Source organism: Yeosuana aromativorans, assembly GCF_014646655.1.
In the GTDB taxonomy this organism is placed as follows: Bacteria; Bacteroidota; Bacteroidia; order Flavobacteriales; family Flavobacteriaceae; genus Yeosuana; species Yeosuana aromativorans.
This window is the reverse complement of record NZ_BMNR01000003.1, coordinates 35,466-62,166: the sequence shown is the minus strand read 5'-3', so window position 1 is coordinate 62,166 and position 26,701 is coordinate 35,466. Positions and strand designations below refer to the sequence as shown.

Sequence of the window (26,701 nt, the reverse complement as noted above, 5' to 3'; positions counted from 1 at the left end):
GTCATATAACGTTTTAAACGCAATATTTACTCACTTTTTTGTAACTTAATGATACGTCAATAATAGCTGTTTATAAGTAAAATGGCTTAGTGACGTATTTAAAGCGTAAACTGATTTTATTACAAAAGTTAAATTCATTTTATCTTGTACTCAACTAAACAAATTAATTCAATCATGTATATGAAAGCAAAAATTATTCTTTTATTACTAACTCTACTCACCGTTAGCGGTTATGCCCAAAATATTACGGTTACGGGTACGGTCACTAGTTCTGAAGACAGTCAGCCAATTCCGGGGGTGAATGTCATTGTGCAAGGAACCAGCAGGGGAGCGAGCACAGATTTTGATGGAAACTACTCCATTAAAGTAGACAGTGGAGAAACCTTAGAGTTTACCTCTATAGGCTTCAAAACAAAAACTATAACTGTTAACAATCAAAGTGTCATCAATGTGGCTTTGGACATCGATGTTGAATCATTAGACGAGATTGTTTTGGTTGGTTATGGTACACAGAAAAAATCTGATTTGACGGGATCTATTGTCACAGTTAAATCTGAAGACGTGGAAAGAACACCAACAGCCAATGTGATGCAGTCACTGCAAGGTAAAGTGCCTGGAGTACAAGTTGTAAGTACAGGCTCTCCTGGGGACTCGCCTACCATTAGACTTAGAGGTATTGGGTCTTATAATAATGATAATACTAAACCATTATATGTTGTTGATGGCATGTTTTATACCAATATTGATTTTTTAAATACCAAGGATATTGAATCCATTACAGTCTTAAAAGATGCATCTTCTTCAGCTATATATGGTGTTAGAGCGGCCAATGGTGTTATTATTATTAAAACAAAGACAGGAGGAATTGAACAGAAACCTAAGTTTGAATATGATGGTTACACGGGCGTTCAGTTTGCTCAAAACGTTTTGAAATTGGCAAATGCAGAGCAATTCACAACTATGGCTTATGAGTCGGGTTCACAGGCCGATATTAATTTTATATTAAATGCCATGCAGCGCTACGGGCGTAGTAGAGTCAATCCAAATGTGCCAGATGTTAATACAGATTGGTTTAAGGAAATTTTAAGACCAGGCTTAATTCAAAGCCATAGCTTAGGGGTTACTGGAGGTTCAGAGAATGTAACATATTCTGTGGGCGCCAATTATCTTTCTCAAGAAGGTATTTTAGACATGAAAAATGAATATGAACGATTTAATGTTCGTTCTAAAATTGATGTAAAACTTTCCGATAGATTTAAAATAGGTGTTAATTCGGTTTTTAGTAATGCCACAAAATATAATGCTGAAAATGCCGCTTGGTTTCAAGCCTATTTTGCAGTACCTATAATGCCTGTTGTAGATCCTGTAAATGATGCGTATATGGTTAATGCTTTCCCTGATCATTATTCTAATGCACAGGTTTTAGGTTATCGTAATACGCAAAATCCATTTCCTGCAATGCGTTACAATAATAATCAATTGAAGATTCGTAAACTGTTATCAAGTATTTATTTTCAAGTTGATTTGATACCTGATAAGTTGAACTTTAAAACAACATATAATCACGATTTTTCAGTAATCAATGAACGCTATGTTAACCTGCCCTATAATTTGGGTAATAATGTTGACAGGATTTCCAGCATCAACAGAGTAGACAATACCTACTCAAACCAAATTTGGGACAATATTTTAACCTATACAGATTCATTTGGAGACCATAATCTAACCTTAATGGGTGGTACATCCTACAGAGATGAAGCTAATGACAATCTTAGTGCAAACGGTTCCAATATCAAATCAGTTGATTTGGAAACGTCATGGTTTGTTAACGCAACAGATGTTACTTCAAGAGTTGGAGGTGGAAGTGTAGGCAGAAGATATGGTGTTTCTTATTTTGGTAGAGCAGCTTATAATTTCAAGGATAAATATCTGTTATATGGAACAATAAGAGCCGATGGTTCATCAAAATTCACTAAAGATCCATGGGGTTACTTTCCGTCAGTGGGTGCTGGCTGGGTGATTTCCAATGAGAATTTTATGAAAAACAATGGTGTTTTTGATTATTTAAAATTAAGAGCCAGTTGGGGTAAATTGGGTAATGATAATGTTGCCGCTAGTTCTGGAACAAATACCATCACCTCTATTTCAACAGATATAGGAGATATTGAAACAAATGGAATAACATCCAGTAGTACATATACTGACAATACTTGGGAAGTTATTGAAGAAAATAACTTCGGGATTAACTTGGGTCTGCTTGACAATAATTTGACTATTGATGCAGACTATTATATTAGGGATACCAAAAATGCCATCATGCCCGTTTTTGTGCCTATTATTAATGTTACAATAGAGAAAAATTCAGGTGTGATTAGAAACCAAGGTTTGGAATTGGCCGTTAATTGGAACAAAACAGTATCACCAGATTTCAGCTATTCAATTGGCACTAACTTTACAACGTTAAAAAACAAAACAATAAGCCTCACCGATCCAAAAGGATACATTGACGCTGGTAGTGCTGAATTTAGACAAAGAACCATAGTGGGACAACCAATAAAAGCATTTTACGGCTATCAAACAATGGGTGTATATCAAAATCAAGCCCAAATTGATGCAGATCCCATAGCGGTTGCCAACAATTTGGTTCCTGGTGATTTAATTTATAAAGACGCTAATAATGATGGTGTTATCGATGATAATGATCGTAAGGTATTAGGATCTTACTTACCAAAAATCATGTATGGAGGTAATATAGGGGTTTCTTATAAAGATTTTGATTTATCAGTAAGCTTCTATGGCCAAACAGGAAGTAAAATTTTAAACAGAAAACGTGGTGAGATTATTTTCACCAATGACACCAATATGGATGCTGATTTGGCCATCAACAGATGGCATGGAGAAGGCACTAGTAATTCATATCCATCATCAGCAGGCCTACGTAAAGGATGGAATCAAAAATTAAGTAATTTCTGGGTTGAAGACGGCGATTTTTTTAGAATTCAGAATATCCAATTAGCCTATACTTTAAAAGGTGAAAAACTTTTTGGCAAAAACATGCCAGAAACCAGATTTACGTTAACAGCAGATCGTCCATTTACATTTTTCAAATACAACGGATTTAATCCAGAGGTTTCCGATGGAGTAGACAGACAGACATATCCGGTTCCGGGTGTGTATACCTTTGGTGTTAATATAAAAATCTAAAAAAATTGAATATGAAAAATTTAAAAAACAAATTTAGTTTAAGTGTCTTATCACTTATTTTAATAAGCTTTCTTTCATGTAGTGATAAGTTGGATATTAAAGCAGGTCAGGTCAATACAAGTGATGTAGATTATAGTGATACAGATCAAATGATTCAACCATTAATTGGAGCCTATAATGCATTTGCTACCAGAGGATGGGAAGAATATTTATTAATGGCTGTTAGAGGAGATGATGTAAATGCAGGTGGAGATCAAGTACCACTACAGGATACGGATAACTATATTTATAGCCCAGACAACTGGATGTATAATTCGCTTTGGAATTTACATTATGCAGATATAGTTAGTGTAAACAACGCTGCCTCTTTAATTGAAAATTATAAAGAACTTGCAGATCCAAGTGATTATGACAGAGCCGATCAATATATAGCCGAAACCAAAGTGTTAAGGGCTTGGTTACATTTTAATTTATCCAGATTATGGGGTAGCATATTTATTATCAATACGGCTATTCCAGATAATGAAATTGAAGCAGGTGTAGCTACCAAGGATGAAGTAATGCAATATATTTCAGATTTAATGGATGAAGCTATGCCGTATCTTCCAGATATGCGACCAAATGAACGTCAAGATGTTCCAGGAGGTGTTACCAAGTACACAGCTTTGGCTTTAAAGGCCATGGCAAATCAAGAACTTAAAAACTATCAAGGTGTTGCTGATGCCGCTGGTGCAATAATAGCTTCAGGGAAGTTTTCGTTGTTTCCAGATTTTTATGAGGAATTTAAAAAGCCTGGTGAGTTGAGTGATGAAAACTTGTTGGAAATGCAATATTCAGATTACAATTCAGGAACAGGCGATACATTCTATCATTTGTACGCACCATTCGGACCAGCAAAATATACACCTGCAAGAGCAAATGCAGAAGGAGGATGGGGTTTTTATGAGCCTAGTTTAAAGTATATCAAGTTTATGCTTGATAGAAATGAAACGGTACGTTTAGAGACTAGTGTATTGTTCACCAATCAGGGAATTGCTGAAATACAATCAGATCCAAACTATGCAACCTTGCCTTCTTTTATTTCAAATACAACCAGGGATGGGGATGTTATAGAGGATAATGTGCGTACACTGTTTTCAAGCGGAAAACACTATTTGCCGTCTATTCAATTAACCGCTGGTAGAAACAATTATGGAGCTGGTAAAAATAATATTTGCATTCGTTATGCAGAGATTTTACTCATGTATGCCGAAGCGTTAACACATGGTGCTACAGGTTCAGCAATGACGGCCGACCAAGCGGTTAATGCTGTAAGACAACGTGCTGGATTATTACCCATTTCTGGAGTGACAACTCAAGACGTTTTGAACGAGAAATTTGCCGAATTAGGATTGGAATGGGGCATTCGATATTTTGATTTAATCAGATTAGGTGATTATAATGAGTTAAGCTATGATGGTAGAACTTTTAGCGCTGATAAGGCTATGCTGCCTTATCCACAGGCTCAAGTAGATGCCTTACCGTTGGAGAATTAAATTGATTTAAACTAAATAATATGAAAAATATATTAAAATACATAATTGGGCTTTTGATGATACTAATTGCAGTGTCGTGTAATGATGGTATTGACCCCATAACAAAAGTTGATCCGGGAGTTGATGAGACTGCGCCAGTAGTTAAAATAGTGACTCCAACAGAAGGAACTGCAATAAAAGTGTTTGAAGATGTGACCTCAATTAACATAAAAATTGAAGTTACGGATGATATTGAGATAGCAGATATTTCCATATTCATGGATGGCAGTAAAATAACTGGTTTTAATTCTTTTAATGACTATAGAAGAGCACTAGAAGAATATACTTATAATAACTTAGTTGATGGTGATCATGTGCTGAAAGTAACAGCAACAGATATAGAAGGTAAAACAACCACAAGTGAAGTTAATTTTAGCAAACAACCGCCATATACTCCCTTATTTGATGGAGAAGTCCTGTATATGCCATTTGATGGTGACTACAGAGATTTAATAGGTTTTAAAATTGCTGACGAAGTTGGTTCCCCAGGATTTGCCGGAAGTGGTTATGCTGGTACAAATGCCTATAAAGGCGCAACAGATTCTTATTTGACGTTTCCAACGGATGGATTAAAAAGTAATGAATTTAGTGCTGCGTTTTGGTATAAAGTAAGTGGAGACCCAGACCGGGCAGGTATTTTAGTTGCTGGTGCTGATGAGAACAGAACTCAAGGCTTTAGATTGTTTAGAGAAGGTAGTGCTACAGAACAACGTATCAAATTAAATGTTGGTACTGGTACTGGTGAAAGTTGGAATAACGGTGGCGTTATTGATGTTACCGCAGGTGAATGGGTTCATGTGGCTTTTACCATTTCTCAAACCGAAACTAAAATTTATTTTAATGGTGTTGAAGTGAATTCAGCAACTTTAGACGCTCCAATTGACTGGACGGGAGTGGGACCTCTTACAATTGGTTCTGGAGGCGAAACTTTTTCGTATTGGGATCATAAATCTGATAATAGTGATTTTGATGAATTGCGCATTTTTAATAAGGCTTTGTCGCAATCAGACATTCAAATCATGATTAATTCTTACAGCCCTTATGTTCCTCAATATGCCGGAGAATCATTTTACATGCCTTTTGATCATGGATATATAGACTTAATAGGCGGTAGAGCAGCTGAAGTATCCGGGTCTCCCGAGATTACAGACCAATCTTACGTGGGTGATGGAGCCTATTTAGGAGCTGCAGATTCTTATCTAACATATCCTGCGGATGGTTTGATGAGCAACCAATTCAGTACTACATTTTGGTATAAGGTTAATTCAAGCCCAGATAGAGCGGGTATTTTAGTTATTGGAAATGATACTCCAGAAAACAGAAAGCAAGGAATTAGAATATTTAGGGAAGGAAGTGGCACAGAGCAGCGTATCAAATTAAATGTTGGAACAGGAACGGGAGAAAGTTGGAATGATGGAGGTATAATTGACGTAACTGCTGGTGAATGGGTACAAGTTGCCGTTACTATTTCAGATACAGAAAGTAAAATTTATTTTAATGGTGTTGAAGTGAATTCGGCTACGTTAGCGGCTCCAATTGATTGGACAGGATGCAACACGTTTACAATAGCATCAGGTGCACCTTCATTTACTTACTGGAATCATTTGTCAGACAGTAGCGTAATAGATGAATTACGTTTCTATAACAAAGCATTATCACCCGAAGAGGTTGTGCAAATTGTTGGAGGCTCATACACACCACCTTATTTTGGCTCAACATTGTATATGCCTTTTGATGGAACCTATACCAATAAAGTAACCAATACAGATGGAACTGAGGTAGGTACACCTAGTTTTGCAGGAGAAAGTGTTCTTGGAACTGATGCCTATTTAGGAGCAACAGATTCTTACATATCATATCCAATCGCCAATTTATTTACTGATGAATTTAGTGGCGCTTTCTGGTATAAAGTAAATGCAACCCCTGATAGGGCCGGAATTTTAACGGTGGCGCCTCCAAGGGTTAATGACACAGACGATAGAAATTCTGGGTTTAGGCTTTTTAGAGAGGGTAGTGCTACAGAGCAACGTATTAAGCTACAAGTTGGTAATGGAGGTGATGTTTGGAATGATGGCGATGTCATAGATGTTACCGCAGGCGAATGGGTGCATATTGCATTTACTGTTTCAACAACTACCACCCAGATATATTTTAATGGTGTTGCAGTTGCTAATAGCGGAAGTTTGGGATCTACACCAATAAGCTGGGCAGGTTGCACGGATCTTTCCATTGGTTCTGGAGCGCCTAACTTTATAGGCTGGGGGCACCTATCAGATTCAAGCGAGATAGATGAACTCTATCTATTTGACCATGTATTAACAACTGAAGAGATACAAGCAATCATGAACAATAATTAATTTTTAATTGGCTAAAACCTTAAACACTCATTCTAGTATTTAAGGTTTTAGTTTAATTGTTTTTGAGTATTTGTTTGTTTTTATTTGAATTTGGCTGCATTTAAATAATGCAGCTAAATTTATCATCCATTCCAAAATGACGTATCATAAACTAAAAATAATATCTTTTTTTGGTGTTGCAATTCTTTTGTTTAATTGCAATAAAAAGAAAGAATCAATTGCTGACATTAAAGATAATTCCAAACCAATTATTGAGAGTGCCTTATTGGACACTGTTCAAAAGCAGACCATTAATTACTTTTGGGAAGGCGCCGAACCAAACTCAGGTTTGGCCAGAGAGCGTTTGCACATGGATGGTGTTTACCCAACATCACCAAAAAACACGGTAACAACTGGTGGAAGCGGTTTTGGGCTGATGGCCATTTTGGTTGGTGTTGAAAGGGGTTTTATTTCTCGCCAAGCGGCATTGAACAGATATCTTAAAATTATTGATTTTCTAAATAAAGCAGATCGTTTTCATGGTGCATGGCCGCATTGGATGAATGGTGAAACAGGTAAAGTGCTGCCCTTTAGTAAAAAGGATGATGGTGGCGATTTGGTGGAAACCGCTTTTTTGGTTCAGGGATTGTTAACAGTCGCTGAATATTTCAGAGGCGGAAATGATAAAGAACAAGAATTGGTAACTAAAATCGAAAAACTTTGGAAATCGGTAGAATGGGATTGGTACACCAAAAATGGAAAGGATGTCTTGTATTGGCACTGGTCACCAAATTACGGATGGGACATGAATTTTCCAGTAGGTGGTTATAATGAATGTTTAATCATGTATGTTTTGGCAGCTTCATCACCAACACATTCCATTGATAAGTCAGTTTATGATAAAGGGTGGGCAAGAAGCGGAGCAATTGTTTCAAGAGATTCTTTGTACGGTGAAGCCCTAGTGTTGAACTACTATGAGCATGATGATGCTTTGGTAGGCCCATTGTTTTGGGCGCATTATTCCTATTTGGGATTGAATCCAAAAGGATTAAAAGACCAATATGCAGATTATTGGAAATTGACCCAAAATCAAGCAATAATCCATCATAAGTATGCAATTGAGAACCCCAATAATTTTAAGGGTTACGGAGATAGTATGTGGGGCTTAACCTCAAGTTATTCCATAAAAGGTTATGCTGGCCACAGACCTGGAAATGACCTTGGTGTTATAGCTCCTACGGCTGCTTTATCATCATTTCCTTATACACCAGACGCAAGCATGAAAATGCTCAAAAATTTATATAAAAACCATGATACACTTATTGGTAAATATGGACCGTATGATGCTTTTAGCTTTCAGGATAATTGGTACGTACCAAGATATTTAGCCATTGACCAAGGACCAATACCTGTTATGATAGAAAATTACAGAACCGGATTATTGTGGAAATATTTTATGCAAAATGAAGATGTTAAAAAGGGCTTGGATAAATTAGGATTTAAAATTGAACCCCATAATTAAAAAACAAACAATGTCTAGAATTTATTATATAGTATGTATTGTGTTTCTTTTAGCTTCATGCGGTTCAGATAATGGACCAGGTTATGAAGAGCCATATATTCCTGGAACCAATGAACCCACAGTCGACCCTTTGACTGATACGGAGATAATGGATTTAACCCAACAAGAGACGTTTAAATATTTTTGGGATTTTGCCAATGCCAATTCAGGTGCCGCTAAAGAACGGTATCATCCCGATAATCCAACGCTTAACCAAAACGTTGTGACCACTGGCGGAACCGGATTTGGATTAATGGCTTTATTGGTAGGAATTGAAAGAGGATTCACCACCAGAGCTGAAGGCGTTGCCAGATTAAATAAAATATTGAACTTTTTAGAAAATGCCGATCGGTTTCATGGTGCTTGGCCACATTGGATGGATGGTGGTACTGGAAACGTCATTCCATTTAGTCCAGATGATGACGGAGGTGATTTGGTTGAAACTGCCTTTTTAACTGAAGGATTGATTTGCGTTAAAGAGTATTTTAAAAATGGTTCTACAGAAGAAAAAGCATTGTCTGACCTAGCAGATAATCTATGGAAAGGTGTAGAATGGAATTGGTACACGCAAAACCAAAATGTATTATATTGGCATTGGAGCCCAAATTATCAATTCACCAAGAACTTTAAATTAATAGGATATAATGAAACCCTCATAACATATATTCTTGCAGCAGCCTCTCCGGATTATTCAATAACTAAAGCGGTTTATACTGAAGGCTGGGCAAACAAAGGAGCCATAGTTACTTCTGAATCGCAATATGGATACCCTTTAATTTTAGATCATGCTGGTTCTGGAACGGGTCCTTTGTTTTGGGCACACTATTCATATTTGGGTCTCAATCCAACAAATTTATCAGACCAATATGCTAACTACTGGAATTTAAATGTAAACCATACTACTATAAATTATCTGTACTGTGTTAACAATCCTAAAAACTACACTGATTATGGTCCTGATTGCTGGGGATTAACGGCCAGTTATAGCAGAAATGCAAATGGTTCAATTGGATATAGTGCCCATAAACCAGATAATGACTTAGGAGTTATTTCGCCAACAGCAGCCATAAGCTCCATTCCGTACACCCCTGAAAAATCCTTAAAAGCTATGCACTTTTTTTATAGTAAAAAAGATAAATTGTTAGGACCTGCTGGGTTTTATGATGCCTTTAGTCCCCAATACAACTATTGGGTTGCCAAGGCTTATTTGGCCATAGATCAAGGACCTCAAATTGTAATGATTGAAAATTACAGAACAGGGTTGCTATGGAATTTATTTATGCAAAATTCAGATGTTCAAAATGGTTTAAACAAACTTGGTTTTAATTATTAAAAAAATTAGAATGAAATACACCAAAAGAAAACTTATTAAACAGAGTATGTTTTGGTTACTGTTAATCGTTGTTTCAAATGTTTTGGTAGCGCAACAAGAACTTTTTTCCAAGGAGTTGTTCCTTCATGATGGCGATACTCTAAAATACCGCTTATTGCTACCAAAAAATTTTGATGAAAACAAAGCATATCCATTGGTTTTATTTCTTCACGGTAGAGGAGAAAGTGGCAATGATAACAAAACGCAATTGGTTCATGGCAGTCAACTGTTTTTAGATAATTATGAGTCTGATGCATTTCCGGCAATTGTAATTTTTCCGCAATGTCCTAAAGATGACTATTGGTCAAATGTAAAAAGGGATTATTCAAAAACTGGACTTGAAAAATTTAAATATAAAAGAAGAGGCAAACCAACAAAAGCAATGCAATTGGTTTTGGATTTAATGGATGATATCGCCAAAAAACCTTATGTTAAAAAGAACCAAATTTATGTTGGAGGGCTTTCAATGGGAGGCATGGGTGTTTTTGATATACTAAAATTCAGACCCAATATGTTTGCAGCTGCGTTCCCTATTTGTGGTGGCGGAAACCCTAAATCTGTTTGTAAATATGCAGATAAAGTGTCTTTATGGGTTTTTGATGGCGGAAAGGATGATGTAGTAGACCCTTACTTCTCTTTGAGAATGGTTACAGCACTAAGAAAAAAAGGAGCTGATGTTAAACTATCTTATTTTGAAAATGACAACCATAATAGTTGGGATTCAGCTTTTGCAGAACCGGAATTGTTATCGTGGCTTTTTTCAAAATCAAAAAAATAAATATGAAGAAAAAACAAATCAACATTACGTTTGCTTTTCTAAGCATCATTGCAATACTTATCGTATCCTGTAATTCAAATCAAAACAAATCAGATGCAATTTCTAATAGCAATCCTTTTGAGGCAAAAGTAGATTCCATATTGAACTTAATGAGCCTTGACGAAAAAATTGGTCAACTCAATTTGCCTTCGTCAGGTGACATTACAACAGGGCAAGCAAAAAGTTCCAATATTGCCAAAAAAATTGAAGAAGGTAAAGTTGGTGGACTTTTCAATATAAAATCTGTAGAAAAAATCATAGAGGTTCAAAAGATTGCTATGGAAAAAAGCCGTTTAAAAATCCCATTGATTTTTGGAATGGATGTCATTCATGGTTATGAAACTACGTTTCCCATTCCACTGGGCTTATCAAGTTCATGGGATATGAATCTTATCAAACAAACGGCGCAAATGGCTGCACTAGAAGCAACTGCTGATGGAATTAACTGGACGTTTTCACCGATGGTTGATATTTCAAGGGATCCAAGATGGGGTCGTGTTTCTGAAGGCGCTGGCGAAGATCCTTATTTGGGTAGCGAGATAGCAAAAGCTATGGTGCAAGGTTATCAAGGGGATGACTTAACCAAGAATAATACCATGCTGGCCTGTGTCAAGCATTTTGCGCTTTACGGTGCACCAGAAGCAGGCAGGGATTACAATACGGTCGATATGAGCAGAATTAGAATGTATAACGAATATTTACCGCCTTATAAAGCTGCTGTTGATGCTGGAGTAGGATCGGTCATGGCTTCCTTTAACGAAATAGATGGCATTCCAGCTACAGGAAATAAATGGTTGCTTACTGATTTGTTAAGAGATGAATGGGGATTCAAGGGGTTTGTAGTTACCGATTACACTGGGATAGAAGAAATGATGTACCACGGCGTGGGCAATTTTCAACAAGTTTCTGCTCAAGCTTTACAAGCTGGAATAGATATGGATATGGTTTCTGACGGATTTTTAACTACTCTAAAAAAATCTGTTGAAGATGGAACAGTTTCAATTGAAACGATTGATAAGGCAGTCAAGCGCATTTTAACAGCTAAATACAAATTAGGGTTATTTGATGATCCATTTAAATACTGTGATATCAATAGGTCCAAAAAAGAGATATTTACAGAAGCCCACAGGAGTTTTGCTAGAAAAGTGGCTACAGAATCCATGGTGCTATTAAAAAATGAGAACCAATTACTGCCATTAAAAAAATCAGGAACCATTGCACTCATTGGGCCATTGGCAAATACGGCCGTTAATATGGCCGGTACCTGGAGTGTGGCAACCAAACAAAATGTGTCCAAAACATTATTGGAAGGCTTGAAAACTGTAGCCGGCGATAAAGCTAACATTTTATATGCCAAAGGGAGTAATGTTGATTATGATTTGGAGTATGAAAAACGAGTGACCATGTTTGGGAAAACCATTCCTCGTGATGGCAGGAGCGATAAACAACTAATGGACGAAGCCTTGTCTGTTGCCTCAAAGTCCGATGTTATTGTTGCCGCCATTGGTGAGACTGCCGAAATGAGCGGAGAATGCAGTAGTGTGACCAACCTTCAAATACCACAGGCACAAAAAGATTTATTGAATGCGCTCTTAAAAACAGGTAAGCCGATTGTTTTAGTTCTGTTTACGGGACGACCTTTGGCAATTGTTGAAGAAGATAAAGACGTGCCTGCCATTTTAAATGTTTGGTTTTCTGGCAGTGAGGCCGGACTGGCGATTTCGGATGTGCTTTTTGGAGATGTCAATCCCTCAGGTAAGTTAACGGCCACTTTTCCAAGAAATGTAGGGCAAGTTCCTATTTATTATAACCACAAAAATACGGGCCGCCCACTAGGAAATAATGAAGGAAAGTTTGAAAAGTTCAAATCAAATTATATTGATGTCCGCAATGAGCCTTTGTATCCATTTGGTTATGGGTTGAGTTATACGACCTTTCAGTATGATAATTTGAAACTAAACACACATAAAATCAATAGAGATCAATCTGTTGAGGTTTCCGTTGATGTGACAAATTCCGGTAATTATGATGGAAAGGAAGTGGTGCAATTGTACATTCGTGATTTAGTGGGCTCCGTAACAAGGCCAGTAAAAGAGCTTAAAGGCTTTCAAAAAGTTTTTATTAAAAAAGGAGATTCTAAAACCGTGACCTTTAAACTATCTGTAGACGATTTGAAATTTTATAATTCCAATCTGGATTTTGTTTCGGAACCTGGTGAATTTGAAGTGTTTGTTGGAACAAATTCCAATGCAACACTTAAAGATTCCTTTGAGCTGGTCCAATAATCTTTAATTAAAGCCTTGACATAAATAGTTAAATTCTGATGAAAAATATATTTAAATACAGCCTGTTTTATTTTCTTTTATTTGGTGTTTTTTCCTGTAACAATAAAACAAAACAGGTTAAAGAAGTATCAGAACAGCAAAGGCCCAATATTATTTATATCATGGCTGATGATCATGCAAAACAAGCCATTAGCGCTTACGGTCACCCGATAAGTCAATTGGCACCCACACCGAATATTGATAGAATTGCCAATGAAGGCGCTTTATTCAACAATAATTTTTGCACCAATTCTTTATGTGGCCCCAGTAGGGCGGTGGTCCTAACAGGAAAGTTTAGTCATGTAAATGGTTTTAGAATGAATGGGGAATGCTTTGATGGAAGCCAGCAAACCTTCCCTAAACTCCTACAAAAAGCAGGATATACTACCGGAATTGTTGGTAAATGGCATTTGTATGGATTACCTCAAGGTTTTGACTATTGGAAGATTCTTGAAGATCAAGGGCATTATTATAATCCAACGTTTATTTACCAAGGCCAAAATGGGAAAGAAGCAGATACTTTGGATGTTCACGGTTATGCAACAGACATTATAACCCAACAGGCAATCGAATTTTTAGATGAGGTAAAGAATGGTGGTAAGCCCTTTATGTTGATGATCCATCACAAGGCACCACATAGAAATTGGATGCCGGCCTTACGCCATTTAAACAAATATGATTCTATTCAATTCCCGTTGCCCGATACGTATTTCACAGACCATGAAGGGTCATTGGCTTCAAAAGACCAATTGCAGACCATTTATAAGGATATGTATGAAGGTCATGATTTAAAGATGACCAAGAAAAAAGGAAGCCCAGAATTGGCTTGGAATCCTTGGCCAACAGATTTTGAGCGCATGACAGCTGAACAACGCGCTGCTTGGGACAAAGCCTATCAACCAAAAAATGATGCTTTTCATGATGCCAATCTTTCAGGAAAGGCTTTGGCAGAGTGGAAGGGTCAACGCTTTTTACACGAATATTTAGCAACGGTTGCATCGGTAGATGAAGGTGTTGGAACCATATTGGATTATTTAAAAGCCAATGGTTTAGACAAGAATACCATAGTGGTTTACACAACCGACCAAGGATTTTATCTTGGTGAAAAAGGTTGGTTTGATAAGCGTTATATGTATGAAGAATCACTATCCATGCCTTTGTTGATAAAATATCCGGGGCATATTAAACCCAAAACTGTTGTTGAGGGGTTGACCCAAAACTTAGACTTTGCTGAAACGTTTTTAGATTATGCCCAAGTTGATATACCAAACGATATGCAAGGAAAATCATTTAGGCCGTTGTTGGAAGGTAAGATGAAAGATGAGGATTTTAGGGATGCCATTTATTATCATTACTATGATTATCCCGCATTTCATATGGTAAAAAAACACTATGGTGTTAGGACTAACCGGTATAAGCTCATGCATTTTTATGATGATATTGATACTTGGGAATTATACGATTTAAAGGAAGATCCTGAGGAAATCCATAATCAGATAGATAATCCGGAATACGACTCAATCGAAGCACAATTACATCAAAAACTGGATTTATTGGAAGCGATTTATAAAGTCACCAAAAAGGAACTAGAGAAAGCGCCAAAAGAACAAGTAGATCGTGCATACAAACAATTTGAAAAATTACGTGGACATACAGGAACAGCTTATGATCCCATAAAGAACAAAGACTATACACCATGAAAATCCAAGCCATTGTAGCAGCCACTTTTTTATTGGGAATTTGTGCATGCAAGGACCATTCAGAAACCAAAAATAGTACAAATACAAAAGAAAAAACTGTAGCCAAATGGCATTACAAAACCTATTGCAATCCTTTGGATATTGATTACTCTTATATGTCTCACTACAGAGCAAAAAATAAGGTGTCCTACCGTTCTGGGGCCGACCCAGCTGTTATAAATTTTAAAGGCCGTTTTTACATGTTTGTTACACGTTCACATGGCTATTGGGCCTCTGATGATATGAGCAATTGGACCTTTATAAAACCCCAAAGTTGGTATTTTAAAGGTAGTAATGCGCCGGCAGCGGCAGTAAGAAATGGAAAGGTTATTGTCTACGGTGATCCCTCAGGCCGTGGGCCTATAATAGAAACCGATAATCCTGAATTGGGAGACTGGAAAACCAATTATGCGGTTTTAGATCCACCGGGTGGCATTCAAGATCCCGATTTATTTGTAGATGATGACAATAAAGTGTATCTCTATGAAGAGTCTTCAAACGTATGGCCAATACGGGTTGTAGAACTGGATCCCGATAATTATTATGTGCCCATGGGTGATGAAAAGGACCTGTTCAACTTGCATCCTGATAAACATGGCTGGGAGCGTTTTGGTCAAGACCACAGGTCGGATATTGCACCGTATTTAGAAGGACCATGGATGGTAAAACATAATGGCACCTATTATTTGGAATATGGTGCGCCTGGCACACAATGGAACGTGTATGCTGATGGGGTTTACACCAGCGACAGTCCATTTGGACCTTTTGAATATGCGCCCTATAATCCTATTTCATATAAACCGGGCGGTTTTTTAAAAGGATCGGGACATGGAAGCACCGTACAGGATAACAATGGGAATTATTGGCATTACTCCACAATGGCCATTTCGGTTAATTATAAATTTGAAAGACGCATCGGTATGTATCCCGCAGGATTTGAGGACGACGGACAAATGTATGTGAATACAGCTTATGGTGATTACCCACATTATTTACCGGACACCAAAGTAAAACAACACAAAGAACGATTTACAGGTTGGATGTTGTTGTCCTACAAAAAACCGGTCACAACAAATTCGCCTTTGGTAAAACAAGAGATTAATGTGGTTGATGAAAGCGAATCGGGTTATATGTTGGGACAGATTAAAGATTTTGATATTTCTAAAATTAATGACGAAGAAATCCGCTCATATTGGGTGTCCCAAGCCAACAATGATTCCATTTATGTGGAAATGGATTTAGAAAAGAAAATGAACGTCAAAGCCATTCAAATTAATTTTCAGGATTTCAACAGTGACATTTACGGCCGGCCAGATACGTTAAGACAACAATTTGTGCTTCAGTCTTCAATTGATAGAGTTAAATGGCAAACCATTGCTGATTATTCCAAAAACACGCGCGATATGCCGCATGGTTATATTGAATTGGAAAAACCGGTTGATGCCAGATATATTCGCTATAATCATGTATATTATACCAATAATTATTTGTCTATTTCAGAATTTAGAGTATTTGGAAATGGCTATGAAGCCAAGCCAAACAAGCCTTCTAATTTTAAAGTGATGAGACAACAAGATAGAAGAAATGCCAATTTAACATGGGATAAGGATGCAACAGCACAAGGCTATGTGATTTATTGGGGTATTGCAAAAGACAAGTTAAACTTATCAGTATTGATGTATGATGAGCCCAATTATGAATTGCGCGCACTAAATACAGATCAATCGTATTACATGCAAGTTGAGGCATTTAATGAAAATGGCATTTCAGAAAAGAGTGATATAATATTTGTAAAATGAACCTAAAAAAATCAGTAGTTACGGTTATTGTTTTAATAACCTTGTCATTACAAGCTCAAAAGCTAAAAGTGATGACGTATAACATTAAGTTGGATTACCCCAAAGAAGGCGAAAACAGCTGGGCAAACAGAAAGCCCTTTTTTATTGACCAATTAAAATTTTATGAACCCGATGTGTTGGGCGTTCAGGAGGCCATGCCCAATCAAATGAAGGACATGGATAGTTTATTGCCAGCCTATAGTTATGTGGGCGTTGGCCGTGATGATGGGAAAGATTCTGGTGAATATTCAGCGATATTTTATAAAAAGGATAAACTAAAAGTTTTGGAATCGGCAACATTTTGGTTGTCCCAAACACCTGAAAAAGTATCTATGGGTTGGGATGCTGTTTGCAATCGCATTTGCACATATGCCTTATTTGAAAACCAAAAGACCAATCAAAAATTCTGGATGTTTAATACCCATTTTGACCACATTGGTGTTGAAGCCAGAAAAAACAGCGCCATGTTGATTATTCAAAAAATCAAGGAAATCAATACACAACATTATCCGGTTATCTTAAGTGGTGATTTCAATATGGAAGATTCTGAAGAGGGCATTCAGTTTATAAAACAGCATTTGCAAGATTCTAAAACTATTTCAAATATTGTTTTTGGGCCTTCCGGAACATTTAATGGTTTCAATTTTAATGAACCCGTAATACGCCGAATTGATTATGTTTTTCTTAGTTCAGGGATTTCAGTCAACAAGTACGGGGTTTTAAGTGACAGCAAAGATTGCCATTATCCTTCAGACCATTTGCCTGTTTATGTGGAACTGGATTTATTTTAATACTTGAATAGGTGTTTTGTATTCACCAGTAACTTTAATTTCTTGTTGATTTGAATCCAAAAAAGTTAAATTAAAATTGCCAGAAATTGCATATACTGAATAAAATTCACCCAAATCCTTTACATAAGTAATGGCAGTTATATTGCTAAAGTTATTTTTGGATTTGTCCAGAGATAAAGTTTCATCATTCTGTAAAAAATTAATGCAAAAATCAAAATTTTCCAAACATTCGGAAGTTGAAAAATCATATTCAATAACATTAGATTTTTGAGTGGTATCGATTGTAAAATTATTTGATTCCTTATAGGTTGCCAAAAAGGGCTCTATAAAATATTCTGAGGTTTTTAATATGCTTATTAAAGTAAAGAATATATTTTCACCAGTTTGACATTCGGTCTTGTTGTGACTTAATTTTCCTAGTGTATTGTTACTTAATAAAATGGTATTGTTTATTGCTACATCAATAAAATAGTCTTCTTTTGATAAATTATTAGAGTCTTCGGAGCATGACCAAAAAAACAATGTAGAAGAGATTAAAATAAACCAATTGATGCTGTTATTCATAATAATTTTTGAGGCTAAAATAGTTGAATTTGGAATTTGATTCTTTTCTGATTTATTAATTTATTATTAAATAAAAATCAATAGTTATAGATTATAATTATTTTTTTTAGACTAAAAGTCAAATTTCCATATGAAGCGTGAATGAGAATGGCCTTCTAAGACTGCAAAACTTAATCGATGTAACTTAGAAAAAATGAAGATTTCTAGATAAGTGGTAAATTAAAGGGAAAAGTATTTTTGTTAATAGAATTAAAACCCCCTTAAAATACGTTGTGAAAAACATAGTAGAAACAAAAAACCCTTAATAACACATTGATTATTAAGGGTTTGTGAAAATTTAAGTGGTACCTCCAGGAATCGAACCAGGGACACATGGATTTTCAGTCCATTGCTCTACCAACTGAGCTAAGGTACCTCGCTAAAGCGGATGCAAATATATATTCATTTTTATTATTCGCCAAAAGAAAAATTATAAAATATGGTTTCCTTTAGATTTGGTGTTTTTAAATTATTGATAGATAAAACGTAAGCCTAGGAAATATCCAACTATAATAACATTAATTATTACTCGTTTTGTAAATTTACAACTTTTATAGGTATGATGAATTTAGTAATTGACGTTGGTAATTCCCTAGTAAAACTGGCTGTATTTGATGGAGATGCGCTTCTGTATAAAAAAACCATCAAGTCAAGCTTTATAGTAAAGCATATTGACCTATTAAGAAAAGAGTACGCACCAATTAAGCAGGTTATTGTTTCTTCAGTAGGTAAATTAAAAACGTCTGATCTATCTTATATCCAAGACCATTTTGAGCTCATAAAGTTAGATTCAATCAGCAAGTTGCCTTTTAAAAACAGTTATAAAACCCCAAAAACACTTGGGTTGGATAGAATTGCGCTGGTAAGTGCTTCCATTCAACAATACCCTTACAACAATGTTTTGATAATTGATGCCGGAACCTGTATTACTTATGATTTTGTGACCAATGATAATGAATATTTGGGTGGTGCCATTTCACCGGGCGTTCAAATGCGGTATCAATCCTTGCATAATTTAACGGCTAATTTACCGTTGTTGAACCCTGAAGTGCCCGAAAACATTTTAGGAAGCTCAACAAATGATTGTATGCATTCAGGCGTTGTTTTTGGCGTTATCAAAGAAATTGATGGTGTTATTGAGGAATATAAGGAAAAATATAAAGATTTAACAGTTATTTTAACAGGAGGAGATGCTAATTTCTTGTCTAAACAATTAAAAAGTAGCATATTTGCCAACTCTAATTTCCTTTTAGAGGGATTGAACTTTATTTTACAAATTAATTCAAACGAATGATAAAAAAACTTGTATTAGTTTTTATTGCGCTTTTTGCAATTCAAAGTTACGCTCAACAAGGTACCGCTTCGCCTTATTCTTTCTACGGTATTGGAAGTCTGAAATTTAAAGGAACTGTTGAAAATAGAAGTATGGGGGGATTGAGCATTTATACTGATAGTATCCATGTAAATTTAAGAAACCCTGCATCATACGCTACACCAGATATTAATTCATTAGGATTTGATGGAGAAAGCAGACCCGTGAAATTTTCAGTTGGAGGTAGCCAGTCACGGTTAAATCTTAAAAGTAGTTCAAGTAGTGACAAAGCTTCGTCAACAACGTTTGATTATATTGCCTTATCAATTCCCTTGAAAAAATTCGGTTTTGGTTTTGGTTTGATGCCTTTTACATCGGTCGGCTACAAATTAGAAACCCTAAATGATAGTGGAGACTTATTAAATAGATACAGGGGAGAAGGCGGTTTAAACAAAGTGTATTTTGCTTTGGGCTATATGATTAGTAAAGGATTGAGTGTTGGGGTGAATGCAGATTATAATTTTGGAAATATTCAAAACAGTACCGTTGAATATGTTTATGATTTAGATGGCGTACCATTATTATACCAGTCAAGAGAAAACAACAGGTCCGATTTAAGCGGATTGAATTTTAATCTTGGTCTATCCTACAAAACCATGTTAAAGGATAAATACGAATTGGTCACCGGTATTACTTATACCCCACAAAGTGATTTAACCTCTGATAATGTGCGTTCCTTTTCAACCATAACAATAAACTCCAATACTGGGCAGGAGTTTACAGTTAACACGGTAGAAACCAATTTGGATGCCCTTGGTTTAAAGCAAACAACGCTGACCATGCCGGCTAAATTCTCAATAGGAGCGGGTATTGGAAAACCTAGAAAGTGGTTTGTGGGTACAGAATATACCTCACAACAAACCAGTAAATTTTCCAACCCATTATACAGTGACATAGCTACATCCTATGAAGATGCGTCAACTATATCAATAGGTGGATTTTTTATACCACAATATAATTCCTTCACAGGTTACTTTAAAAGAGTGGTTTACAGGGCTGGTTTACACTTTGAAAAAACAGGTTTAGTGGTAAATGATGAGTCCATTAAAGAGTTTGGCATGTCTTTTGGTTTAGGATTACCAGTAGGGGATGTATTCTCAAATGCAAATTTAGGCTTCGAAATTGGAAAACGTGGTACAACCAGTAGTAATTTAATTCAAGAGAATTTTATTAATTTCCAATTAAGTTTATCTTTGAACGACAGATGGTTCCGAAAAAGAAAGTATGATTAAGAATATAACAACAAATATCATGAAAACGAAAATTACTTTATTATTAACATTGTTTTTTGTTGGCATTGTAGGTTTTGCCCAGCAAGAAGAGGAATGTATGACAAAGCTTTCCATATTTCACGAATATGTAAAAGCCAAAAATTTTGATGCTGCCTATCAACCATGGATGGATGTTAGAAATAAATGTCCAAAATTCAATAATGCCATTTATATTGATGGGGAGAAAATATTAGAAGATAAAATTGAAAAATCCTCAGGAGCTGAAAAAAAGGCTTTTATTGAAGACCTAGTAAAAATGTGGCAGGAGCGTGAAGCTAATTTCCCAAGTAAAACACCAAAAGGGGAATATGCTGCCAATGCGTGCCAATTACAATATGATAATAGAGAGCTTTTAGGAAAAACAGATTCAGAGTTGTATGAGTGTTTTGATGCTGCTTATAATCTAGATAAAGAAACCTTTACAAACCCAAAAAGTCTGTACACTTATTTTTCTTTAATGGTTGATTTGTATGATGCTGGTAAAAAATCTGCACAAGATTTGTTTGACAAATATGATGACGTTGTAGAGAAAGTTGAATCAGAAGTTAAAAACTATTCTGAAAAACTGAACGAACTTATTGCAAAAGAAGATGCGGGTACAGCTTTGTCAAGCAAAGAAGAAAGACTTAAAAGATACTATGAAAGTTACTTGAATGCCTATGATCAAATTTCTGGTAGCATAGACCAAAAATTAGGAGATAGAGCAAATTGTGAGAACTTAATTCCATTGTACCAAAAAGGATTTGAAGACAACAAAAACAATGCAGTTTGGTTACAAAGAGCAGCTGGTAAAATGTCTGAAAAAGATTGTACTGATGACCCATTGTTCTTTAAATTGGTAAATGCTTACCATGCATTAAGTCCGTCTGCAAACTCAGCCTATTATTTAGGTATCTTAAAAGATAAAGAAGGAAAATCTAATGAAGCTATTAAGTTTTATGAGGAAGCTATTAAGTTAGAAACAGATAACTTTAAAAAGGCAAAACTTAACTATAAAATTGGCTTAAAGTTAAAAGCTGCGGGGAACTATGGTAGAGCGAGAAGCTTTTTCAGGGAAGCACTTAGTTTGAACCCATCTGACGGACACCCTCATTTGTCAATAGCGGCTATGTATGCTGCCAGTGCTAATAGCTGTGGTGATACTAACTTTAATAAACGAGCTGTTTTCTGGTTGGCTGCAGATGAAGCAAGAAAAGCTGGTAGACAAGATCCAACGTTAAGCAAAGCAGCTGCTCAAACAGCTGAAAACTATGAGTCAAAAGCACCAAGTAAAGGAGAGATTTTTAGTGAAGGTAACTCAGGGCAAGTGATAAATATAGGTTGTTGGATTGGCGCATCAGTCACCGTGCCTAAAATTTAAATGTTCAGTAGAAACACACATAACATATTATACATGGTCACAGCAATTGCTGTGACCATGTTTTTTTCATGTAAAAATAATTTGAAGGAGGTTCAAAAAATTGGAATTCCTGAAAATGAACCCATTGGCGTTGCAGAAAACATTAATTTAAAATATACTGATTCCGGAAAAATAAAAGCCATTCTTATCAGCCCAAAAATGTTGGATTATTCTAACAGGGATTTTTCATTTAATGAATTTACCGAAGGCATTAGCTTGACGCTTTTTGATGACGATGATCAAAAAAACACAGTGACAGCAGATTATGCCATAGTTTACAATGATACCGATTTGATGGATTTACAAGGTCATGTGGTCATAGCCACCTATAGTAAAGACACCTTGTTTGCCGAACAGTTGTATTATGACCAAAAAAAGGAATGGTTGTTCACCAATAAACCGGTTACGTTTAGAACAGGATCTGACTTAATAAACGGCAATGGCTTTGATTCTGATACCAAATTCACAAATGCTGAGGTTTTGGAAATCAATGGTATTATTACCGTCAACGAATAATCTAAGACCAATAAAATTACCTCCCAACTTTTTGAGTATCTTTGCTGATATAAAAATTAAATATTTTTTATGAAATGCCCATTAATAAGTTGTAAACCAACCAAAATGATAATAAGGCATTACATATGACTTTTAAAACAATAAATATTAACTGATGAAAGTTGCTAAGATTTTTCAATTTGCCTATTTAATTTTTGCTGTATTGTTCTTGTATGACGCCTTTGTTAATTGGGGTGACAGTAGAGCGTATATGTCTTTATTGTTGGCCGCTACCGCAGTTTTTATGTTTTTCTTTAGAAAGCGATTTAACAAACGATACGATAATAACGACAAGTCTAAGTAAATGGGTTTTTATGTCATTATCATAATTATTTGTTTATTACTGTCTGCTTTTTTTTCAGGTATGGAGATTGCTTATGTATCTTCAAACAAAATACATATTGAAATAGAAAAAAAACAAGACAGTTTTCTGGCCAAAGTATTGGGCAAGCTTACCGCTAAGCCATCAAAGTATATCGCCACTATGCTTATTGGTAATAATATTGCGCTGGTTATTTATGGGTTTTTTATGGGCGATTTGTTGGTGGAATGGTTTCAATCCATGCTGCCTTCAAATTATGCCATCATAAACTATCTGCTTACAGATTTGAGTTTATTGACTCAAACTATCATATCAACACTGGTTATTTTAATTACTGCGGAATTTTTACCCAAAGTGTTTTTTCAAATTTATTCAAATAAATTAATCAAGGTGTTGGCGCTTCCAGCTTACTTGTTCTATTTGATGTTTTCGTTTATATCGGATTTTGTTATCTGGATTTCTGATATCATATTGAAACAATTTTTTAAAACAAAAGGTGACCAATTGCAATTGGCCTTTACCAAAGTAGAGTTGGGCAATTACATTAGTGAGCAAATGGAGTCTGTTGAAGCATATGATGAGGTAGATACAGAAATCCAAATTTTCCAAAATGCGCTTGAGTTTTCAGAAGTAAAAGCCAGAGAGGTTATGGTTCCCAGAACAGAAATCATAGCTGTAGAACTCAATAATTCCATAAAAAGTCTTAATGCACTGTTTACAGAGTCTGGTTGCACCAAAATCTTGGTTTACAAAGAAACCATTGATGATATATTGGGCTATGTCCATTCTTTTGAGTTGTTTAAAAAACCCAAGGACATCAAATCAATCATTCTTCCTGTTGAGTTTGTTCCAGAAACCGTTTTGATTAAAGATGTACTTAGTGTACTTATTAAAAAGCGAAAAAGTATTGCCGTTGTTTTAGATGAATATGGCGGGACATCCGGAATCATGACCGTAGAAGATATTGTTGAGGAGCTGTTTGGTGAAATTGAAGACGAGCATGATACGGTTGATTTGCTTGAAGAGCAGTTAGATGAAAATAATTTTAAATTCTCGGCACGTTTAGAAGTAGATTATATCAATGAAACCTATAAAATCAATCTGCCGGAAGGTGAAAATTACGAAACACTTGGTGGCTTGATAGTAAACCATACCGAGGAGATTCCAACACAAAATGATGTGGTTGTCATTGATATGTTTCAGTTTACAATATTAGAGGTTTCAAACACCAAAATCGATATGGTCGAGCTTAAGCTTTTAAAAGAAGATTAAATTCTTGGGTGTAATGTAATTAAAGCGTCTTTCTGCTTTTATTATTAAATAGAAAATGGTATTTTCGCACGCAATATTTTTGATAGTACACATTAGCAAACATATTACTTTATAACAATAACGAACTTAACAAGAAATAACCCATTTAGGGTTGATAATAATTTAATTTACAGATGGCAATTTTAAACAAAATCAGACAGCGTTCTCTTTTTTTGATAGTAATTATAGCGCTTGCGTTATTCTCTTTTGTTTTGGGAGGACTCATTAAAAATGGTAGTGCACTTTCATCAAAATCCCAAAATACAGTAGGAACGGTTAATGGTAAGGATATTAACAGAACGGATTTCTTGGAAAAAGTTGAAATGGCTCAAAAACAAGCGGGACCTAGTGCAACCAATACGCAAGTAATGAACAGGGTTTGGGACCAGGAAGTTAGAAAAGCAGTGATGGAAACCCAATTTGAAGCTTTGGGCATTTCTGTTGAAAAAGACCAAATGAAAGATTTGTTGAAAACAGCTTTGGCAACTACTCCTCAATTTCAAAATGAAGCTGGTTTGTTTGACGAAAACAAATTGAACGAATACATCATCAACTTAAAGGAAACGTCTCCTGAAAGATATCAAGATTGGATTAATTATGAGGAATCGTTGGCCGACAATGCGTTGCAACAAGAATATTTTAATTTGGTTAAGGCAGGTTTAACAGGTACGCTTGAAGAAGGCAAATTAGAGCACCGATTGGAAAGTAGCAAAGTGGATGTTAAATTTGTGCAAGTTTCCTATGCATCTATTCCAGACAGTACTGTTGCCGTATCAAAATCTGATATTAAAAGTTATATTGAAAAGCACAAAAAGCAATATCATGTTGATGCTTCAAGAGATATTAACTATGTTGAGTTTAAAGAAACACCTACAGTAGAGGATGAAAATGAAATTAAAACGGCTTTAACAGATCTTTTAAAAGACAAAGAGGTTTATAATGAAACCACCAAAGCTAATGAAACCGTAACCGGATTCTTAAATACTGATGACAATGAAGATTTTATAAATTCAAATTCTGACATCAAATTTGATAGCCGATTTGTGTTTAAATCTGCTCTTCCAACAGCTATTGCTGATAGTATTTTTAACTTAAATGTTGGAGAAGTTTATGGCCCTTACAAAGATAATGGTTATTTCAAAATATCTAAATTGATAGCTGTTAAACAAATCCCCGATTCTGCAAAAGTCAGACATATTTTAATCCCATTTGTGGGAGCTAGAGGTGCTGCACCTGAAGTAACCCAAACGGAAGCTGAAGCAAAACAAACGGCAGACAGTATCTTGGCAGTTGTTAAAGCAAACAAATCTAAATTTCCAGAATTGGTCAAAGAATTTTCATCAGACAAAGGAAGTGTGGAAAATGGTGGTCGTTATGACTGGCACCCATACAATTCAATGGTTCCTGAGTTCAATGATTTTGAATTTGAAGGAAAAGTGGGTGATATAGGTGTTGTTAAAACAATGTTTGGTTTCCACGTTATTGAAATTGAAGGACAAAAAGACAAGCAAAAAGCTGTTCAGGTAGGTACCATTGCCAGAAAAATTGAACCATCACAGGCTACAATAGATAAAGTGTTTAGAGATGCATCCAGTTTTGAAATCGCTCTTGAAAAGAAAGATTTCCAAGAATTGGCAACTGAAAATAAATATACCATTCGTCCAGTTAATGGTATTAAGGTATTGGATGAAAACATCCCGGGTATAGGTAACCAAAGACCTATTGTAAGATGGGCCTTTGATGAAGAAACAGAGATTGGAGCCATCAAGCGTTTTGATATCCCTTCAGGGTATGTAATAGCACAATTAGCTGCAAAACACAAAGAAGGATTGATGCCTGTTGAAGAGGCAACGATAACGGCATTGCCTGCTATCCGTAAGGAAAAGAAAGCGAAACTTATAAGAGACAGAGTAACTGCAACTACTTTAGAGGATTTAGCAGCAGCTGAAAACACAACAGTCAGAACAGCTTCTGCCATCAACATGAAAAACCCAACTATTTCTGGAGCAGGAAAGGAGCCTTTTGTGGTTGGAGCTGCATTTGGTCTTAAAGAAGGTCAAACGTCAAAATTAATTGATGGTAATAATGGTGTTTACATGATTCAGGTTACAAAAATAACACCTGCTGTTGAATTGGATAATTACCAATCATTTGCCAATCAAGTAGAGAAACAAAAAATCAATGTGGTTACATCCAAACTTTACAACGCCTTAAAAGAAGCGGCTGATATAGAGGATAATAGGGTAAAAACAAAAATTGAATAAAAAAGTTTCAAGCTATAAAAAAAAGCCTCGTTTTGCGAGGCTTTTTTT

General features: G+C 35.8%; 18 protein-coding genes and 1 tRNA gene. 17 read left to right on the top strand and 2 right to left on the bottom strand.

Annotation, left to right across the window (positions count from 1 at the left end; all coding sequences use genetic code 11):
* The first annotated feature begins 180 nt into the window (after nucleotides 1-180).
* From IEW94_RS07135 to IEW94_RS07090, 10 genes are all read left to right on the top strand, one after another.
* Nucleotides 181-3,204: a SusC/RagA family TonB-linked outer membrane protein gene (locus tag IEW94_RS07135; protein ID WP_188651462.1), complete on the top strand. Its 3,024-nt coding sequence runs from the start codon at nucleotides 181-183 to the stop codon at nucleotides 3,202-3,204.
* 11 nt (nucleotides 3,205-3,215) lie between these two features.
* Nucleotides 3,216-4,739 (top strand): RagB/SusD family nutrient uptake outer membrane protein, encoded by a 1,524-nt coding sequence (locus IEW94_RS07130; protein WP_188651460.1) that lies wholly within the window; start codon nucleotides 3,216-3,218, stop codon nucleotides 4,737-4,739.
* A gap of 20 nt (nucleotides 4,740-4,759) precedes the next feature.
* Nucleotides 4,760-7,135 carry a LamG domain-containing protein gene (locus tag IEW94_RS07125; protein ID WP_188651458.1) on the top strand — a complete coding sequence of 792 codons (2,376 nt, stop codon included), beginning with the start codon at nucleotides 4,760-4,762 and terminating at the stop codon, nucleotides 7,133-7,135.
* A gap of 136 nt (nucleotides 7,136-7,271) precedes the next feature.
* Entirely contained in the window at nucleotides 7,272-8,636 is a 1,365-nt protein-coding gene (locus IEW94_RS07120) for a glucoamylase family protein (protein ID WP_188651456.1), read from the top strand.
* 10 nt (nucleotides 8,637-8,646) lie between these two features.
* On the top strand, nucleotides 8,647-10,008 hold the full coding sequence (locus IEW94_RS07115; RefSeq protein WP_188651454.1) for a glucoamylase family protein: 1,362 nt from the start codon (nucleotides 8,647-8,649) through the stop codon (nucleotides 10,006-10,008).
* Between the two features lie 10 nt (nucleotides 10,009-10,018).
* Nucleotides 10,019-10,825 carry a carboxylesterase family protein gene (locus IEW94_RS07110; protein WP_229669479.1) on the top strand — a complete coding sequence of 269 codons (807 nt, stop codon included), beginning with the start codon at nucleotides 10,019-10,021 and terminating at the stop codon, nucleotides 10,823-10,825.
* A gap of 2 nt (nucleotides 10,826-10,827) precedes the next feature.
* Nucleotides 10,828-13,149, top strand: coding sequence for a beta-glucosidase BglX (bglX, locus tag IEW94_RS07105; RefSeq protein ID WP_188651452.1), 2,322 nt, complete (start codon nucleotides 10,828-10,830; stop codon nucleotides 13,147-13,149).
* A gap of 38 nt (nucleotides 13,150-13,187) precedes the next feature.
* On the top strand, nucleotides 13,188-14,888 hold the full coding sequence (locus IEW94_RS07100) for a sulfatase family protein (protein WP_188651449.1): 1,701 nt from the start codon (nucleotides 13,188-13,190) through the stop codon (nucleotides 14,886-14,888).
* Entirely contained in the window at nucleotides 14,885-16,726 is a 1,842-nt protein-coding gene (locus tag IEW94_RS07095) for a family 43 glycosylhydrolase (protein ID WP_188651447.1), read from the top strand. The genes IEW94_RS07100 and IEW94_RS07095 overlap by 4 nt, the downstream gene beginning before the upstream one ends.
* Nucleotides 16,723-17,556, top strand: coding sequence for an endonuclease/exonuclease/phosphatase family protein (locus IEW94_RS07090; RefSeq protein ID WP_188651445.1), 834 nt, complete (start codon nucleotides 16,723-16,725; stop codon nucleotides 17,554-17,556). Before IEW94_RS07095 ends, IEW94_RS07090 begins: the two co-directional genes overlap by 4 nt.
* Here the strand turns inward: IEW94_RS07090 and IEW94_RS07085 are convergent.
* Together IEW94_RS07085 and IEW94_RS07080 are read right to left on the bottom strand one after the other, a co-directional pair.
* Nucleotides 17,548-18,120: a hypothetical protein gene (locus IEW94_RS07085; protein ID WP_188651443.1), complete on the bottom strand. Its 573-nt coding sequence runs from the start codon at nucleotides 18,118-18,120 to the stop codon at nucleotides 17,548-17,550. The two genes, IEW94_RS07090 and IEW94_RS07085, sit on opposite strands and share 9 nt — an antisense overlap.
* 342 nt (nucleotides 18,121-18,462) lie before the next feature.
* Nucleotides 18,463-18,535: transfer RNA gene (locus tag IEW94_RS07080), tRNA-Phe, on the bottom strand.
* 183 nt (nucleotides 18,536-18,718) lie between these two features.
* Between IEW94_RS07080 and IEW94_RS07075 the strand changes: the two genes are divergently transcribed.
* From IEW94_RS07075 to IEW94_RS07045, 7 genes are all read left to right on the top strand, one after another.
* The gene (locus IEW94_RS07075; protein WP_308423687.1) at nucleotides 18,719-19,453 is read left to right on the top strand and encodes a type III pantothenate kinase; all 735 of its coding nucleotides are present in this window, start codon (nucleotides 18,719-18,721) and stop codon (nucleotides 19,451-19,453) included.
* Complete coding sequence (gene bamG / locus IEW94_RS07070) at nucleotides 19,450-20,763, top strand: BamG family beta-barrel-assembly machinery protein (RefSeq protein ID WP_188651441.1); 1,314 nt, start codon at nucleotides 19,450-19,452, stop codon at nucleotides 20,761-20,763. Before IEW94_RS07075 ends, bamG begins: the two co-directional genes overlap by 4 nt.
* A 19-nt stretch (nucleotides 20,764-20,782) precedes the next feature.
* Nucleotides 20,783-22,162: a tetratricopeptide repeat protein gene (locus tag IEW94_RS07065; RefSeq protein ID WP_188651439.1), complete on the top strand. Its 1,380-nt coding sequence runs from the start codon at nucleotides 20,783-20,785 to the stop codon at nucleotides 22,160-22,162.
* A 33-nt stretch (nucleotides 22,163-22,195) separates the two neighbouring features.
* On the top strand, nucleotides 22,196-22,717 hold the full coding sequence (lptC, locus tag IEW94_RS07060) for an LPS export ABC transporter periplasmic protein LptC (protein ID WP_229669478.1): 522 nt from the start codon (nucleotides 22,196-22,198) through the stop codon (nucleotides 22,715-22,717).
* A gap of 154 nt (nucleotides 22,718-22,871) precedes the next feature.
* A complete protein-coding gene (locus tag IEW94_RS07055; protein WP_188651435.1) occupies nucleotides 22,872-23,060 on the top strand; it encodes a hypothetical protein in 189 nt (62 codons plus the stop codon).
* Nucleotides 23,061-24,350 (top strand): hemolysin family protein, encoded by a 1,290-nt coding sequence (locus IEW94_RS07050; protein WP_188651433.1) that lies wholly within the window; start codon nucleotides 23,061-23,063, stop codon nucleotides 24,348-24,350.
* Nucleotides 24,351-24,523: 173 nt separating this feature from the next.
* Nucleotides 24,524-26,653: a peptidylprolyl isomerase gene (locus IEW94_RS07045; RefSeq protein WP_188651431.1), complete on the top strand. Its 2,130-nt coding sequence runs from the start codon at nucleotides 24,524-24,526 to the stop codon at nucleotides 26,651-26,653.
* Nucleotides 26,654-26,701: the final 48 nt, after the last annotated feature.

Excerpts from the sequence above, each read along its gene's own strand:
- IEW94_RS07135 (WP_188651462.1), top strand. The coding sequence starts at position 181 with ATGAAAGCAAAAATTATTCTTTTATTACTAACTCTACTCACCGTTAGC.
- IEW94_RS07130 (WP_188651460.1), top strand. The coding sequence starts at position 3,216 with ATGAAAAATTTAAAAAACAAATTTAGTTTAAGTGTCTTATCACTTATT.
- IEW94_RS07125 (WP_188651458.1), top strand. The coding sequence starts at position 4,760 with ATGAAAAATATATTAAAATACATAATTGGGCTTTTGATGATACTAATT.
- IEW94_RS07120 (WP_188651456.1), top strand. The coding sequence starts at position 7,272 with ATGACGTATCATAAACTAAAAATAATATCTTTTTTTGGTGTTGCAATT.
- IEW94_RS07115 (WP_188651454.1), top strand. The coding sequence starts at position 8,647 with ATGTCTAGAATTTATTATATAGTATGTATTGTGTTTCTTTTAGCTTCA.
- IEW94_RS07110 (WP_229669479.1), top strand. The coding sequence starts at position 10,019 with ATGAAATACACCAAAAGAAAACTTATTAAACAGAGTATGTTTTGGTTA.
- bglX (WP_188651452.1), top strand. The coding sequence starts at position 10,828 with ATGAAGAAAAAACAAATCAACATTACGTTTGCTTTTCTAAGCATCATT.
- IEW94_RS07100 (WP_188651449.1), top strand. The coding sequence starts at position 13,188 with ATGAAAAATATATTTAAATACAGCCTGTTTTATTTTCTTTTATTTGGT.
- IEW94_RS07095 (WP_188651447.1), top strand. The coding sequence starts at position 14,885 with ATGAAAATCCAAGCCATTGTAGCAGCCACTTTTTTATTGGGAATTTGT.
- IEW94_RS07090 (WP_188651445.1), top strand. The coding sequence starts at position 16,723 with ATGAACCTAAAAAAATCAGTAGTTACGGTTATTGTTTTAATAACCTTG.
- IEW94_RS07085 (WP_188651443.1), bottom strand. The coding sequence starts at position 18,120 with ATGAATAACAGCATCAATTGGTTTATTTTAATCTCTTCTACATTGTTT.
- IEW94_RS07075 (WP_308423687.1), top strand. The coding sequence starts at position 18,719 with ATGATGAATTTAGTAATTGACGTTGGTAATTCCCTAGTAAAACTGGCT.
- bamG (WP_188651441.1), top strand. The coding sequence starts at position 19,450 with ATGATAAAAAAACTTGTATTAGTTTTTATTGCGCTTTTTGCAATTCAA.
- IEW94_RS07065 (WP_188651439.1), top strand. The coding sequence starts at position 20,783 with ATGAAAACGAAAATTACTTTATTATTAACATTGTTTTTTGTTGGCATT.
- lptC (WP_229669478.1), top strand. The coding sequence starts at position 22,196 with ATGGTCACAGCAATTGCTGTGACCATGTTTTTTTCATGTAAAAATAAT.
- IEW94_RS07055 (WP_188651435.1), top strand. The coding sequence starts at position 22,872 with ATGAAAGTTGCTAAGATTTTTCAATTTGCCTATTTAATTTTTGCTGTA.
- IEW94_RS07050 (WP_188651433.1), top strand. The coding sequence starts at position 23,061 with ATGGGTTTTTATGTCATTATCATAATTATTTGTTTATTACTGTCTGCT.
- IEW94_RS07045 (WP_188651431.1), top strand. The coding sequence starts at position 24,524 with ATGGCAATTTTAAACAAAATCAGACAGCGTTCTCTTTTTTTGATAGTA.